The sequence below is a fragment of the Amycolatopsis suaedae genome (assembly GCF_004214935.1).
In the GTDB taxonomy this organism is placed as follows: domain Bacteria; phylum Actinomycetota; class Actinomycetes; order Mycobacteriales; family Pseudonocardiaceae; genus Amycolatopsis; species Amycolatopsis suaedae.
Genome location: NZ_SFCC01000008.1, coordinates 344,124 through 357,604, shown reverse-complemented (window position 1 = coordinate 357,604; position 13,481 = coordinate 344,124). Strand labels below are relative to the sequence as shown.

The 13,481-nt window shown below is 71.6% G+C and carries 15 protein-coding genes; 8 read left to right on the top strand and 7 right to left on the bottom strand.

Features of this window, described 5'->3' with window-relative positions; translation table 11 throughout:
- The first annotated feature begins 83 nt into the window (after positions 1 to 83).
- Positions 84 to 482, top strand: a complete 399-nt coding sequence (locus EWH70_RS18140; protein ID WP_130476588.1) for a VOC family protein — start codon at positions 84 to 86, stop codon at positions 480 to 482.
- Positions 483 to 554: 72 nt separating this feature from the next.
- Positions 555 to 1,802, top strand: a complete 1,248-nt coding sequence (locus tag EWH70_RS18135) for an erythromycin esterase family protein (protein WP_165436311.1) — start codon at positions 555 to 557, stop codon at positions 1,800 to 1,802.
- Here the strand turns inward: EWH70_RS18135 and EWH70_RS18130 are convergent.
- Both EWH70_RS18130 and EWH70_RS18125 read right to left on the bottom strand, forming a co-directional pair.
- The gene (locus tag EWH70_RS18130; RefSeq protein ID WP_130476586.1) at positions 1,790 to 2,818 is read right to left on the bottom strand and encodes an abortive infection protein; all 1,029 of its coding nucleotides are present in this window, start codon (positions 2,816 to 2,818) and stop codon (positions 1,790 to 1,792) included. The genes EWH70_RS18135 and EWH70_RS18130 overlap by 13 nt on opposite strands.
- Before the next feature lie 38 nt (positions 2,819 to 2,856).
- Complete coding sequence (locus tag EWH70_RS18125; RefSeq protein ID WP_130476646.1) at positions 2,857 to 5,235, bottom strand: TNT domain-containing protein; 2,379 nt, start codon at positions 5,233 to 5,235, stop codon at positions 2,857 to 2,859.
- Positions 5,236 to 5,359: 124 nt separating this feature from the next.
- On the opposite strand from EWH70_RS18125, the gene EWH70_RS18120 reads away from it, so the two are divergent.
- The 3 genes from EWH70_RS18120 to EWH70_RS18110 all read left to right on the top strand — a co-directional run bounded on the left by EWH70_RS18120 (position 5,360) and on the right by EWH70_RS18110 (position 7,558).
- Positions 5,360 to 6,343, top strand: a complete 984-nt coding sequence (locus EWH70_RS18120; protein ID WP_130476585.1) for a DMT family transporter — start codon at positions 5,360 to 5,362, stop codon at positions 6,341 to 6,343.
- A 22-nt stretch (positions 6,344 to 6,365) separates the two neighbouring features.
- Positions 6,366 to 7,214, top strand: a complete 849-nt coding sequence (locus tag EWH70_RS18115; protein WP_130476584.1) for a bifunctional methylenetetrahydrofolate dehydrogenase/methenyltetrahydrofolate cyclohydrolase — start codon at positions 6,366 to 6,368, stop codon at positions 7,212 to 7,214.
- A 110-nt stretch (positions 7,215 to 7,324) separates the two neighbouring features.
- Positions 7,325 to 7,558: a DUF3017 domain-containing protein gene (locus EWH70_RS18110; RefSeq protein WP_130476645.1), complete on the top strand. Its 234-nt coding sequence runs from the start codon at positions 7,325 to 7,327 to the stop codon at positions 7,556 to 7,558.
- A 17-nt stretch (positions 7,559 to 7,575) separates the two neighbouring features.
- Here the strand turns inward: EWH70_RS18110 and EWH70_RS18105 are convergent, their stop codons facing one another.
- The 4 genes from EWH70_RS18105 to EWH70_RS18090 form a co-directional block, all read right to left on the bottom strand.
- Positions 7,576 to 8,745, bottom strand: coding sequence for an MFS transporter (locus EWH70_RS18105; RefSeq protein ID WP_130476583.1), 1,170 nt, complete (start codon positions 8,743 to 8,745; stop codon positions 7,576 to 7,578).
- 166 nt (positions 8,746 to 8,911) lie between these two features.
- Positions 8,912 to 9,382, bottom strand: coding sequence for a hypothetical protein (locus EWH70_RS18100; protein ID WP_130476582.1), 471 nt, complete (start codon positions 9,380 to 9,382; stop codon positions 8,912 to 8,914).
- Between the two features lie 27 nt (positions 9,383 to 9,409).
- Complete coding sequence (locus EWH70_RS18095) at positions 9,410 to 9,754, bottom strand: ArsR/SmtB family transcription factor (RefSeq protein ID WP_130476581.1); 345 nt, start codon at positions 9,752 to 9,754, stop codon at positions 9,410 to 9,412.
- A gap of 4 nt (positions 9,755 to 9,758) precedes the next feature.
- Positions 9,759 to 10,391: a TetR/AcrR family transcriptional regulator gene (locus tag EWH70_RS18090; protein ID WP_130476580.1), complete on the bottom strand. Its 633-nt coding sequence runs from the start codon at positions 10,389 to 10,391 to the stop codon at positions 9,759 to 9,761.
- 72 nt (positions 10,392 to 10,463) lie between these two features.
- Here EWH70_RS18090 and EWH70_RS18085 point away from each other — a divergent pair, with 72 nt between their 5' ends.
- Together EWH70_RS18085 and EWH70_RS18080 are read left to right on the top strand one after the other, a co-directional pair.
- Complete coding sequence (locus EWH70_RS18085) at positions 10,464 to 11,021, top strand: peroxiredoxin-like family protein (protein WP_130476579.1); 558 nt, start codon at positions 10,464 to 10,466, stop codon at positions 11,019 to 11,021.
- Positions 11,018 to 11,608, top strand: coding sequence for a YHS domain-containing protein (locus EWH70_RS18080; RefSeq protein ID WP_165436310.1), 591 nt, complete (start codon positions 11,018 to 11,020; stop codon positions 11,606 to 11,608). Before EWH70_RS18085 ends, EWH70_RS18080 begins: the two co-directional genes overlap by 4 nt.
- A gap of 3 nt (positions 11,609 to 11,611) precedes the next feature.
- On the opposite strand, the gene EWH70_RS18075 is transcribed toward EWH70_RS18080, so the two are convergent.
- Positions 11,612 to 11,794 (bottom strand): DUF1918 domain-containing protein, encoded by a 183-nt coding sequence (locus tag EWH70_RS18075; RefSeq protein WP_130476577.1) that lies wholly within the window; start codon positions 11,792 to 11,794, stop codon positions 11,612 to 11,614.
- Between the two features lie 150 nt (positions 11,795 to 11,944).
- Between EWH70_RS18075 and asnB the strand changes: the two genes are divergently transcribed.
- Complete coding sequence (asnB, locus tag EWH70_RS18070) at positions 11,945 to 13,453, top strand: asparagine synthase (glutamine-hydrolyzing) (protein ID WP_130476576.1); 1,509 nt, start codon at positions 11,945 to 11,947, stop codon at positions 13,451 to 13,453.
- The last annotated feature ends 28 nt before the right edge of the window (positions 13,454 to 13,481 follow it).

Below are 13,481 nucleotides of genomic sequence, written 5' to 3'. Positions count from 1 at the left end.
AAGATCCTGCCAATACCGGGCGGAACCTGTCCACTTTCGCTTCTAGCGTGTGCGGTGTCCCTCCACTGCAGAAAGGATCCGCCGTGCGGTTTGCCTCAGTTCGTGTCATCACCAGCGACGTCGCCCGCCTTGCCGAGTTCTACGAGCGGGCGACCGGAATCGAGGCGCGCTGGCTCGCCGAGCAGTTCGCCGAGCTGCCGGGTGAGTCGTGCACCCTGGCGATCGGCAGCGCGCAGACGATGGCGTTGTTCAGTGCCGGGGCGGCGGTGCCCGAGTCGAACCGGACCGTGATCCTCGAGTTCCTCGTCGAGGACGTCGACAGGGAGTACGACCGGCTGACGGGCCTTGCTCCCGAGATCGTGCAGAAGCCGACCACGATGCCGTGGGGAAACCGCTCGCTGCTGTTCCGTGATCCCGACGGCAACCTGGTCAACTTCTTCGCCCCGGCCACCGACGAGGCCCGCGCGCGGTTCGCCCGCTGACGGCGAAGCCCCTTGTGCGTATGGTGTACCCTTACGAAAAATAAGCGTATGGTGTACGCACAAGGGGGCTTCATGGCGAACGGCCTGGCCGGGTGGATCCAGGAGAACGGACACCCGATCGACACACTCGGTCTGGAGGCCTCGCCGGACGATCTCGCCCCGCTGGCCGGGATCGTCGGATCGGCACGGGTGGTCGGTCTTGGGGAGAGCTCCCACCACGTCCGGGAGTTCTATCAGGCGCGGCACCGGATGCTGCGGTTTCTCGTCGAGCGGTGCGGGTTCACCGTCCTGGCCCTGGAGGCGCCGTACGCCGGCGGTCACCTGCTGGACGACTGGCTCGGGGGTGGTTCCGGCGACGTGAAGGACCTCGCCTCCGCCGCCATCGCCCTCGGGCTGGGCGACGTGCCGGAGCTGCACGACGCTCTGCGCTGGCTGCGGACGTACAACCGGCGTGACCACGGGGCGCCGGTCCGCTACGCGGGCGCCGACCTGCCGGGATGCCTCGGATCGCCGTTGCCGGCACTCGATGCCGTCGCCGCCTATGTCGAGGCACACGACCCGGACGCGGTGCCGGTGCTGGCGCGGGCACGCGAACTCACCGGCCGTTTCCACGACCCGGCGCCGATGAAGGTCCTGTTCGGATACCCCTCGGTGGCCCAGGCGGAGCGGGACGCGCTGACCGCGGCGCTGGCCGAGCTGATCGCGCGGACACAGCGAATGGCGCCCCGGCAACGGGCCAGGGGGAGGGGAGCCGAACACGCCGAGGCGGCGCACCTCCTGCGGGGTGCGTGGCTGCTCGATCAGCTGCACCGCTCCATGGCCGTGGAGGGCATCGAGATCGCCTCGACCTTCCGCGACGTCTACCTCGCGGAGTCGGTACTGCACCTGCTGGAACGCGATCCCGGCGCCCGCATTGTCCTGGTCGCGCACAACTGGCACCTGAAGAAACTTCCGGAACCGTTCGGTGCCGGCGAACTGTTACCCGCCGGGTATCACCTCGCCGCGGAGCTCGGAACGGACTACCGCGCGATCGGGGTGACCTCGCGTGGCGGCCGGACCGCGGTCGCGAGCGGCGACCTCACCGGCTTTCCGTTCCGGGAGGCCGCCCTCCCGCCGCCGGAGGACACGGCCATCGAGTCGGCCTTCCCCGCCTCCGCGACCTGGACTCTCGCCGATCTGCGCGCGGCGAGCGGAGTCGAAGACGCCGGAAAGTACACCCGGATGCGGATGGCGGACTACTTCTGCGACCAGCCCGCCTTCGACTGCTTCGACGCGCTCGCCTGCGTCACCGAGACCAGCGGCACGGCTCACACTCGCTGAGTTCCCGCCCCGGGCCGGTAGAGCTCGGCCAGCCGGTGGAAGGCGGCCTTCGGCTCCCAGTCGACGGTGTCCGCCGACTCCCGTAGCACCTTGACCACGCCGTAGCTGGCCAGGTCGAGGTCGTGCCGCGGATCGGCCGAGTGCGGGTGGAACGGTTCGCTGAACTGGAACGCGAACGCGCCGTGCACCCGCTCGGCCGCGAACACGGCGAGCAACTCGGCCAGGTAGCCCGCCTGCTCGTCCTCGTCCCGCCGCGGACTGCCTTTCACCGTTCCGCCGCCGGGGCTCCAGTGCACCACGTGCTCGCCGGAAGCGCCCTTCGCCGCCGCGCCGACGTAGGCACAGCAGCCGAACTCGGTGATCACCACCGGTTTGCCGTGCCGCCGCAGTGCTCGCACGGTGCCGGCGTAGTTCCTGGCGTTGGACCGGTCCCGGTACAGGTTGACGCCGACCACGTCGAACGGTGTCCAGTCCACGCTCTCCCAGCTGCCCGCCGCGTAGCTGACCTCGCCGCCGAACCGGTCGCGCACCGTCCGGCAGACCCGCGCGAGGTAGGCGTTGAGCCTGCGGTTGTACCACCACAGCAGCAGCGGCCAGGTGGTCGTGAGCGCGACGGTCCGCCTGCGCAGGGTGCCGCCGGGGACGATGCCGGTGCCGAACAGGCTCAGCTCGCAGCCCACCGCGACGGTGACCCGGCCCGGGTGGGCGGTCCGCAGCCGTTCGGCCAGCGTGGCCGTCTCGGCCAGTGCGGCATTCTGCTCGGCCGCGGTGGCACCGACGAGCCGCGGCTGCAGCCACACGCTCAGCCCGCGGTCCAGCGCGGCCGTCGCCGGGAGTGCGAACCGGTCCAGTTCGCTGCCGTACAGCAGGACCGCCGTGCAGTGCAGGTCGTCGGCCAGCACGCCGATCTCGTGTTCGACCAGCCGACGGTTCCATGCCGAGCGGGACACGAACCCGGGCAGGTACCGGGTGCCGACGTCGTAGTTGACCCCGCGAAGCACCAGTGATTCGGACACAATAAGAATCGTATCCGAACACTGGTGTTCAGCGGGTCTCAGTCGATGGGCGGCTCACCCGGCTCCAGCTCGATGAGGTCACCCTCGGCGAGCAGCTCCTCGATCGACGCGGGCAGCACGTAAGCCGCGCCGCCGCCCGGCTGGTTGAACCACGGGATCGCCACCCCGGCCAGCGCCTCGAGCGGACGCTGCACGCGGTAGACGTGGTACGGCCGGTTGATCCACTCCGGCACCAGCGAGCGTTCCTCGAACGGCGTACCCGCGACGTAGGTCAGGTTGCCGTTCGGGCCGCCGAAGCGGTCCAGCTCGCTGCCCGCGGGCAGCTCGCGCAGCTCCTTGCCGCGGAACAACGTCAGCGGCGGCTCGCCCGGCAGCGGCGTGATCGGCCACTGGGTCCCCTGACCACCGCCCTGACCAGCCTGGCCACCCGCGGCGGCGGGCCGCTGCTCGGGCTCCGGGCGCCGGGGCGGTGCCGGACGCGGTGGTGCCGGTGGCGCGGGCGTGGGGGCGGGCGCCGGCCGCGGCGCGGCCATGGGCTCGGGGGCGCGCGGCGGCGGGCCGTCCGCCGGCCGTGGTGAACGCGGCGGGCCGGGCTCGACGGGCTCGCCGTCCAGAGCCGCGCCCAGCGACCCGGCGGCCGCGGCGGGCGCCTGCGGTGGCGGACCGGCGGGTGCGGGCCTCGGCGGGGGCGCTGTCACCATCGTCGGCTGGGCCGCGGCGGGCGGCGGGACCCGGCGGGGTGGCTCGGCCGGCGGCTCGGGCTCCCGGCGCGGCGGCTGGACCGGCGCGGGCGGCACCGGCGGCGCGACGGCGGCCTGCGGCGCGGGTGCGGGCGGCTCCGGAGCCTCGGGCTCCTCGGGCACCTCGTGCAGTCCGCCGAGGTTCGTCCGGCCGTCGCGGTCCAGCAGCAGCTTGCCCAGCAGGAAGGCGGCGGCGTCGTCGGCGTCACCGAACACCGCCGGGTTGACCAGCTCGCCGTCGTACCAGCCGACCCGCCAGCCCGACTCGACCTCCTCCAGGCTCCAGCCCCGGTCGATCGGCTCGCCGATGTGGTAGGCGTCCTCGGGCACGTCCAGCTCGTTGAGCTTGGCACGCAGTTCCCCGAGCACCGGCTCCTCGTCGTCGACCGGGTGGTAGGCGGCCGTCGGCGGCCCGGGGTCGGCCAGGGCGGGCGGCACCGGCGTGAAGTGGGTGGCCTGCTCGGGCTCCGGCTCCGGCTCCGGCTGAGCCTCGTCCTCCCGCGGGTCGTGGGCGTAGGCCCCGATCCCGTGGTCCTGCGGGTCCTCGGCGTAGCCCTGCTGCTCGTAGGGGACCTCGGGTTCCTGCTGCTCGTAGCCGTAACCGTCGTCGGCATGCTGCTGCGGCTCGGCGTAGGTGACGTCCTCGGCGTAGGCGTCGGCGTAGGACGGCGGCTCGTAGTCGTGCACCGGCTCCGGCTGCGGGGCTTCCGGCTGCGGTGGTTCGGGGTCGGGCTGCACCGGTGCGACGAAGGTCGTCTCGGGGGCCGGCGCGACCGGCGGCGGCCCGGGCGGGGCACTCGGGCGGGGCGGCGGCGCGGAACGCGTGACGTGCGCTGCCGCCGCCTGCTCGGCCTGCTCGCTCACCTCGGGCGCGGTGTAGCCGGCGGCCCGCACGTGGGCGACCAGGTCGGGCTCGGGGGCGACCGAGTACTCCCGCAGGTAGTAGTTGACCGCGGCCGGCCAGATCCAGGTGCCGTCGGTGTGGAAGGCGACCGGGACGGTCGGCTCGGGCGGGGTGGCGAGCAGGTCGACGTCGTAGCCCCGGCTGGGCAGGATGACCGGCGCGGCGTCGAGGTACTGCAGCACCTGCTCGGCTTCCTCGACGGTCAGGTCGGGCCGGGTGATCAGTGGGTGCCCGTCGGTGTCGGCGCCGTCGAAGACGCGGGCCATGCGGAACCGCGGCCCCGGCTGCTCAGGAGCGAGCCCGGCCATGCGGCGCATGAGCCACTCCGGGACGTTCTCGTCGGAGCGGGGGAACATCCGTAGTTCGTCCGAGTACGCCTGCGGCGGGGGCATCAGGTCCCACTTGGGCTCTTCGCGGTCGTACTCGAGGTTGTAGCTGGACGGGTGGTCGAGCTGGTAGCGGGCGTTGAACCAGGTGCCGCGGCCCTCCCGGTACATACCGGCGCGCAGCTTCCCGAACAGTGCGGCGATGTCGTGGGTGGCGACCCATTCCTGAACCCCGCCGTCGGCGGTCTGGACCTCCCCGGTGAGCTCGTGGTACCTGCCCACGGCGCGGTACTCCGCGGACACCTGCCGCCAGTCGCGCGGCGCGGCGCGCAACAGGGCCAGGCCAATCTGCTTGACCAGGGTGTCCTGCTCGGTTGCGTTCAGCTGGGTCGTCGGTTGTGCCACCCGAATATCTTGACTTGTCCGCAGCGTCAATGCACGGGACATGTGGCGATTCATGCCACCGACCAGGTGGTCGGTGATTTGGCACTCGCCCGACTGGGGGTGCCGAGGCGCAGATCACGCAGGCTGTACGCGGGTTCGGGGCCATCCGGTTGCCAGAATGAGGGTGATGACTGCCACCACTCCGACGGCGGATCCGGGCACCGTCCCGAGCGGGCCCTCCGTCATCCGCCGTGTACTGGGAGTAACGCTCGCGGTGGTCTCCGGGATCGCGATGGCGGTGCAGGGCCGGATCAATGGCCAGCTGGGCGAGGAGCTGCACGACGGGTTGCTCGCTGCGGTGATCTCGTTCGGCGGCGGTTTGGTCCTGCTGCTTGCCGCGTTGCCGTTCGCGGCGCGGATGCGAGCCGGCTTCACGGCCGTGGCCCACGCCGTCCGGGAGGGCACGCTGCGGCCGTGGCACTGCCTCGGCGGGCTGGCCGGGGCGCTGTTCGTCGCCGGGCAGTCGATCACCGTCGTGGTGCTCGGCCTGGCCCTGTTCACCGTCGGCGTGGTGGCCGGGCAGACCGTGAGCAGCCTGCTGGTCGACCGCGCCGGGCTCGGTCCCGCCGGCCCGAAGGCGCTCAGCTGGACCAGGGTGCTCGGTGCCGGACTGACGCTGGCCGCCGTCGCGTGGTCGGTCTCGGCCGGCATGGCCGAGATCGGCGGGAACGAGATGTGGCTAATCGTCCTGCCGGTCGCGGCGGGGGCGTGTGTCGCGGTGCAGCAGGCGATCAACGGCCGGGTGGGCGCGGCGGCGGACAACGCGCTGACGGCTACTCTCGGCAACTTCGCGGTCGGCTTCGTCGCACTGGTGCTGGCATGGCTGGTGTCGCTGGCCGTCCGCGGCGGGCCCACCGGTGTACCCGCCAATCCGGTGCTCTACCTGGGCGGGCTCGTCGGCATCGTGTTCATCGCGGTGGCCTCGCTGGTGGTGCGCTGGACCGGGGTGCTGCTGCTGGGGCTGGCGGCCATCGCCGGGCAGCTCGTCGGGTCGGTCCTGCTGGACGTCGTCGCTCCCGCGCGGGGGGAGCACCTGACCGCGTCGACGCTGGGTGGGGTGCTGCTCGCCCTGGTCGCCGTCGTGATCGCCGGGTGGAGTCCCCGCCGGTGAGGGCTTTGGAACAATGGCGGCCGTGACGGCGACGATTCTCGACGGCAGGGCCACCAAGGACGCCATCTTCGCGGAACTCGGTCCGAGGGTGGCCGCGCTGGCCGAGCGCGGAATCACCCCCGGGCTGGGCACCGTGCTGGTCGGCGACGATCCCGGTTCGCACTGGTACGTGAAGGCCAAGCACTCCGACAGCGCGAAGGTCGGCATCGCGTCCATCCGGCGCGACCTGCCTGCCGACATCTCCCAGGCCAAGCTCGAATCGGTCATCGACGAGCTGAACGCCGACCCGGCCTGCCACGGCTACATCGTCCAGCTGCCGCTGCCGGCCCACCTGGACTCCGGCGCCGTCCTGGAGCGGCTTTCGCCCGCTAAAGACGCCGACGGGCTCGCGCCGGTCAGCCTCGGGCGGCTGGTGCTGGGTGAGCCCGCGCCGCTGCCGTGCACGCCGCTAGGCATCGTCGAGCTGCTGCGCCGCTACGAGGTGCCGCTGGCCGGTGCGCGGGTCACGGTCGTCGGCAGGGGGATCACCGTCGGCAGGCCGCTCGGGCTGCTGCTGACCCGGCGCAGCGAGAACGCCACCGTCACCCTCTGCCACACCGGCACCCGTGACGTCGAGGCGGAGATCAAGCGCGCGGACATCGTCGTGGCCGCCGCCGGTGTGCCCCACCTGATCACGCCGGACATGGTCCGGCCGGGTGCCGCGGTACTGGACGTCGGCGTCTCCAGGGTGGACGGCAAACTCACCGGTGACGTGCGTCCGGACGTCGCCGAGGTCGCCGGCTACCTGGCGCCCAACCCGGGCGGCGTCGGCCCGATGACGAGGGCGATGCTGATCAGCAACGTCGTCGAGGCCGCCGAGCGAGCAGCGTGACTGTCGTGCCCGCCTCCCCCAGGGAGTCCGCCGGTCCCAGCCAGCCGGAGCAGCCACCGCCGCCGCCGAGCAGGCGGTCGTGGGTGGTGCACCTCCCGTTCCTGGTGGTCATGCTGATCGTCCTGGTGGCGGGCGTGCGGATCTGGCAGTACCACTGGCGCCAGGGCGCCGCGCTGATCGCGGTGGCGCTGCTGGTCGCGGCCGGCCTGCGGGCGGTGCTGCCCGAGGTGAAGGCCGGTCTGCTGGCGATCCGCGGCAAGGCCATCGACGTGCTGAGCTACCTCGGGTTCGCCGTGGTGATCCTGTTCGTGGCCCTGACGATCACCGGCGGCCCGTTCGGCTGACGGGCCGCCGGTGCGGGTCAGGCGGTAGCGGGTGCCGGAGCGGTCTCGCGGCGGTCGAGCAGGCCGGACACCGCGGCGATGCTCAGACCAAGTACCGCCAGCATGGCGCCCACCCAGTTCGGCGCGACCAGGCCGAGCCCGCCGGCGATGACCAGGCCACCCAGGTAGGCGCCGATCGAGTTGGCGATGTTGAACGCCGACTGGACGGCCGCCGACACCAGCGACGGCGTACCACCGGCCTTCTCCATGATCCGCGCCTGCAGCATCGGGCCGATCATGAACCCGGCGACGCCGACGGCGAACACGGTGATGGCCGCGCCGACCTTGCCCTCCGCGGTGACCGTGAAGACGGCCAGCACGGCGGCCAGGGCGGTCAGGGCCACGTAGAGGCTGGGCATCAGAGCCCGGTCGGCCAGGCGGCCGCCGAGCAGGTTGCCGATGGTCATGCCGAGCCCGGCCAGCGCGAGCAGCAGCGTCACGTCGCCGGGCGCGTATCCGGCGACGTCGGTCAGCATCGGGGCGATGTAGGACAGGCACGCGAACACGCCGCCGAGGCCGAACGTGACGATCGCCAGCGCCAGCCACACCTGCGGGCGGCGGAACGCGGCCAGCTCGCCGCGCAGCGACGCCTCGGCCGGCTTGCCCTGGTGCGGAACCAGCTTCTGGATGGCCGCCATGGCGACGAGACCGATCGCGGCGACGACGGCGAAGGTGGCACGCCAGCCGACCTGCTGGCCGAGCAGCGTGCCGAGCGGCACGCCGATCACGTTGGCCAGCGTCAGGCCGACGAACATCATCGAGACGGCCTTGGCCCGGTTGCCCCGGTCGACGAGGCTGGACGCGACGACCGCGCCCGCACCGAAGAACGCGCCGTGCGGAAGGCCGGCGACGAACCGGAAGGCGACGCCCACCTCGGCGTTGGGCGACAACGCGAACAGCAGGTTGCCGACGGTGAACATGGCCATCATGGCCAGCAGCATCGTCTTGCGGGGCAGTCGCACCGCGACGGCCGTGAGCAGCGGAGCCCCGATCACCACACCCAGCGCGTAGCCGGAGATCAGGTAACCCGCGGTGGGGATGTCCACGTTCAGGTCGGCGGCGGCCTCCGGCAACACCCCCATCATGACGAACTCGGTGGTGCCGATGCCGAAGGCACCGATAGCGAGCGCGAGCAGCGCGATGGGCACGGCTCTCCTTTCGAGGAAGCGATGGGCTGTATCGATCCAGCGGTGGACACAAAAAGAGACAGGCCAGCGCGGACCCCGACATCGCTGAGCTGTCTGCTACCAGTTCAACCGATCGGAGCCGAAAAATCATCCTCGAACGGCGTGAGGTCGCACACCGTAACGACGATCACGCCGGGGGCGTGGTGTGCGCGTGCACTTCTCCGGTGCGCAGGTTGATCGCCAGGGCACGGCACCACGGCTCGTCCGGCGTCCAGCCCTGCGCGGGTGTGAAGTGCAGGCGGACGCAGGTCGCGGTGTCGGGAACGGTGCCGCCGATGTCGCGGGTGCCGTGTGCGGCCTCGCCGGCCGCCGGGGAGAACGCTCCGCCGTTGTAGTCGCTGTAGCTGGTGCCCACGTCGTCCTCGGCTCGTAACAGCCAGTAGGCGTGGAAGAGGTTCTCCACCCCGCCGGGGACGAACTCGTAGTGCAGGGCGGCGCCACCGCGGGCCAGCTCGAGCCCGCGGGCCACCACCCGGTGACCGCGCGCCAGTTCGCCGAGGTCGACGTCGAACTCGATGTCCAGGGTCCGCCGCACCCCGCCGGCGTCGTTGGCCCGGCGGAAGTACTCGTCGGTGGCGGTGCGCGGCGGGATGGTCATCGTGTCCCTCTCGACGGGTTCACCTGGTCATCTCGGGGCGGCGAGGATGCCGTTCAGCAGGCCGGGGAACAGTGCGTCCAGGTCCTCGCGGCGCAGCGAGTTGTACTTGGCCGTTCCCTGGTGGCGGTCGGTGATGACGCCGGCCTCGCGCAGGATCCGCAGGTGGTGGGTCAGCGTCGACTTGCTCACCGACACCTCCAGCCCGCGGCACGCGATCTCACAGCCCGGCCCGGCGAGCTGGCGCACGATGGCGAGCCGTACCGGATCGGCGAGGGCGTGCAGCACGGCCTCGATGTGGATCTCGTCGCGAGCGGGCTGCGCCGAGTGGCCCCGCTGCTCCGGGGCGAGCTGGACTTCCGTCACCGCGTCCATGTCCCTATTGTCCCCCGGATCGCCGGGATTGCTCCAGGCCACGCAACACGACGGTGAGGCCGCGGCGGAACTCGGTCGCCGCCGGCACCGTGCGGGCCAGCGCCGCCGTCTCGGCGACCAGCGGGAATTCGTCGCCGGGCAGCGCTGCCATCGCCGCCGTGCCCGCGCCGGACAGGGCGCCGTAGTGCTCGCTCTGGAGTGCGCCGAGCAGGTAGCTGACCAGTGTGCGCTGCGCGATCACCCGTTCCTTGCCGGTGAACCCGGCACGGGTGAAGGCACCGAGCGTCGCCTCGATCCAGCGGACCGAACTGGGCGCGGCGTGCCGGCGCGCCACCAGCAGCGGGATGGTCGCCGGGTGCCCGGCGACGGCCTCACGCAACCGTTCGGCGAGCACGGTGAGCTGGCGCTGCCAGCTCGCCCGCGGCGGCACCTCCAGGTCGATGCCGCTCAGCACGTGGTCGACCACCCAGGTCTCCAGCTCCTCGCGATCGGAGACGTAGCGGTAGAGCGACATGGTGCCCATACCGAGTTCGGTCGCGACCGCCCGCATCGACAGCGCGGGCAGTCCGTCCCTGTCGATCACCGCCAGCGCGGCCGCTGCGATCCCTGCCTGAGTCAGCGAGCGAGGTCGAGGCACGGCTTGACAGCGTACAGCTTACGCGTATTTTGAGTTTTAAGCGTACATCGTACTCCTAAGAAGGGTTGGTTCATGCTGGGCAGATCGAGTCCCGTCGTCGATGTCGTGTCCATAGCCGGCGTGCCCGTACGGGTTCCGGACCCCGACCGCGTGGTGCACCTGCAGTTCCGCCGGTTCGCCGGCTGTCCCGTCTGCAACGTGCACCTGCGCTCGTTCGCCGTGCGCCAGGACGAGATCACCGCCGCCGGGGTGCGCGAGGTGGTCGTGTTCCACTCGCCCGCCGACCAGTTGCGTGAGCAGGCGGGCGACCTGCCGTTCGACCTGGTGGCCGACCCGGACCAGGACCTCTACCGGACCTTCGGCGTCACCTCGGCCCGGCGTGCCCTGCTCGACCCGCGGGCCTGGCCCGGCATCGCCAGGGCGGTGGCGGTCACCGTGCCCGCGGTCCTGCGCCGCCGCGTGCCCGCGCCGCCACCCAGCCCGCACGGCGGCAGGCTCGGCCTGCCCGCGGACTTCCTCATCGGCGCCGACGGCACGGTGCTCGCGGTCAAGTACGGCGAGCACGCCAACGACCAATGGTCGGTCGCCGAACTGCTCACCCTCGTGCGCCAGGAGGTGCCGGTCCGATGATGTTCATCGAGATCTACCTGCCCGCCGGCAGGTTCGACACCGGCACGCGGACGCGGATCGCCGAACGCGTGGCGACCGGCCTCGTGCCGTCCGGAGGTGCCCCCGAGGCCGTGCTCGACGGCGCGCGGGCGATGACCCAGGTCGTCGTCCACGAGCCCGTGGCGTGGCATGCGGGAGATTCCAGCGCGCCTCCTTTCGTGGTCAGGCTGACGTTGCCCGCCTCGGTGAAACCGGCCGAGGCAGGTGGCTACTACGTTCCGCGGATCACCGGCCTGCTCGCCGAGTTCGTCGACGACCCCGGCCGGCTTCACCGTGAACCTCACGCGTGGGTGCAGATCGTCGGCCTCGACGAGGGCGCCATCGGTGCACTCGGGCGCCCGCTGTCGTCGACCGATCTCACGAGGATGATCACCGCCGGGTACCGCGAGACCGCTCCTGCCGCGCAGGACGGCATCGACCCGGTATGCGGTATGCGGGTGGATCCCGCCTCCGCGACCGTCACCCACGAACACGAGGGCGCGACCTACGTGTTCTGCGCTCCGGTGTGCCGCGAGGTATTCCTGGAAGAACTCGCCGCCGCGAGCTGACCGCTACGACGCGTCGATCTCGCAGTCCGGGCCGGGGAACACCAGGCCCTCGTGCCCGTCGGCGAACCGCACGAGATACGGGGGAGCGCCGTCCTCGCCCCGGACCTCGACGATCTCACCGTGTTGCTCGCCCGCACCGACCGTCCGGCCGTGGACCAGGATCCGGTCACCCACTGCCGCGTGCATGGCGCACCACCTCCGCAACGCGTTCACATGTCCTCCACGGTAGGAGCATCGGAGCGATCCGGCCAGAGTTGTGTACGAGATGCCCGTTCGCGTGCGCGTGCAGCGGTTTGTCGCCCGTCGTGCTTACGATGGCCGAGGAGGTGTCCGCAGATGTGTGGAATCGTCGCCGCGGTCGGCGAGGTCGACGTCGAGTTGTGCCGCGCGATGCTGGCAAGGATCAAGCATCGGGGGCCCGACGACACGGGAGAGATTCACCGGGGAGAGGTGTGGCTCGGCCACCAGCGGCTGTCCATTATGGACGTCGAGGGTGGCGCGCAGCCGATCGCGAACAGCGATCGGGACACCTACCTGGTCGCCAACGGCGAGATCTACAACCACCGGCACATCCGTCGCGATCTCGGCCACGAGCTGTTCGAGACCGGTTCCGACAGCGAGGCCGCGCTGCACGCGCTGATCGTCGACGGACCGGTCGGGCTGGCGAGGCTGCGCGGGATGTTCGCACTGGCGTTCATGAACGACGACGGTGAGTTCCTCGTGGCACGGGACTCACTCGGCGTGAAGCCGCTGTACTGGGTACGCAGGGACGAGGTGACGCTGTTCGCCAGCGAGCTGCGTGCCTTCGCTCCCGCCGACCGGCCGTTGGTGGAGAGCTTCCCGCCGGGCCACTGCTGGACCCCGTCGGGCGGTCTGGTGCGGTTCGCCGACGCCGTCCCGGCGCGGGTACGGCCGGCCCGGCGCGCCGACGTGCCGGGGGAGTGGGACGAGGCCCTGCTCAAGTCCGTGCGTGAGGTCGTCGTGACCGCGGTGGAGAACCGCATGATGAGCGACGTCGGGATCGGTGTGTTCCTCTCCGGCGGGCTCGATTCGGCCATCGTCGCCGCGGCGGCCGCGAGTTACGCCGAGCGGACTCGGCAGCCGCTGCCGACGTTCGCGGTCGGCGCACCGGGTAGTGCCGATCTCGAGGCCGCGCGGGTGGTCGCCGACTTCCTCGGCACCGAGCACCACGAGATCGTCATGACTCCCGCCACGGCGGCGGAGGCGCTGCCGAAGGCGGTACGGGCGATCGAGCACTACGACCCGTCGCTGGTACGCAGCGCGGTGCCGAACCTCCTGCTGGCCGAGTACGCGGCGAAGCGGGTGCACGCGGTGCTCACCGGTGAGGGCGCCGACGAACTGTTCGCCGGGTACTCGTACTTCCACGCCGAGCCGTTCACCGATCCGGATGCGCTGCAGGCCGAGCTGGTGCGCACGGTCACCGAGTTGCACCACCTGAACCTGCAGCGGTGCGACCGGACCACGATGGCCTACGGCATGGAGGCCCGGGTGCCGTTCCTGGACCGCGACGTCATCGAGCTGGCGCTGTCGATTCCGCCGGAACACAAGATGATCCGGCCCGGCGTGCCCGAGAAGCAGCTGCTGCGCGAGGCGTTCGCGGGCTGGCTGCCGGAGGACATCCTCATGCGTGGCAAGGAACAGTTCGGCGACGGCTCGGGCGCCAAGGACGTACTGGCCGACGCGGTGCGCTCGATGCCGGAGCTGGCCGCCAGGGAGGGGGTGACGTTGCGCGACCGGCAGGAGTCGGTCTTCTACGCCGTGTGGCACGACGAACTGGCCGGCATCCGCCCCGGCGCCACGCTGGGGATGTTCGCGACGACGTAAACGGCTGGCCACCGTGGTTACGGTGGGG

Coding starts and splice junctions, on each gene's coding strand:
- asnB (WP_130476576.1), top strand. CDS start 11,945: ATGTGTGGAATCGTCGCCGCGGTCGGCGAGGTCGACGTCGAGTTGTGC.
- EWH70_RS18085 (WP_130476579.1), top strand. CDS start 10,464: ATGCTGGGCAGATCGAGTCCCGTCGTCGATGTCGTGTCCATAGCCGGC.
- EWH70_RS18100 (WP_130476582.1), bottom strand. CDS start 9,382: ATGACCATCCCGCCGCGCACCGCCACCGACGAGTACTTCCGCCGGGCC.
- EWH70_RS18095 (WP_130476581.1), bottom strand. CDS start 9,754: ATGGACGCGGTGACGGAAGTCCAGCTCGCCCCGGAGCAGCGGGGCCAC.
- EWH70_RS18120 (WP_130476585.1), top strand. CDS start 5,360: ATGACTGCCACCACTCCGACGGCGGATCCGGGCACCGTCCCGAGCGGG.
- EWH70_RS18075 (WP_130476577.1), bottom strand. CDS start 11,794: ATGCACGCGGCAGTGGGTGACCGGATCCTGGTCCACGGCCGGACGGTC.
- EWH70_RS18080 (WP_165436310.1), top strand. CDS start 11,018: ATGATGTTCATCGAGATCTACCTGCCCGCCGGCAGGTTCGACACCGGC.
- EWH70_RS18125 (WP_130476646.1), bottom strand. CDS start 5,235: ATGTCCCGTGCATTGACGCTGCGGACAAGTCAAGATATTCGGGTGGCA.
- EWH70_RS18110 (WP_130476645.1), top strand. CDS start 7,325: ATGCTGATCGTCCTGGTGGCGGGCGTGCGGATCTGGCAGTACCACTGG.
- EWH70_RS18135 (WP_165436311.1), top strand. CDS start 555: ATGGCGAACGGCCTGGCCGGGTGGATCCAGGAGAACGGACACCCGATC.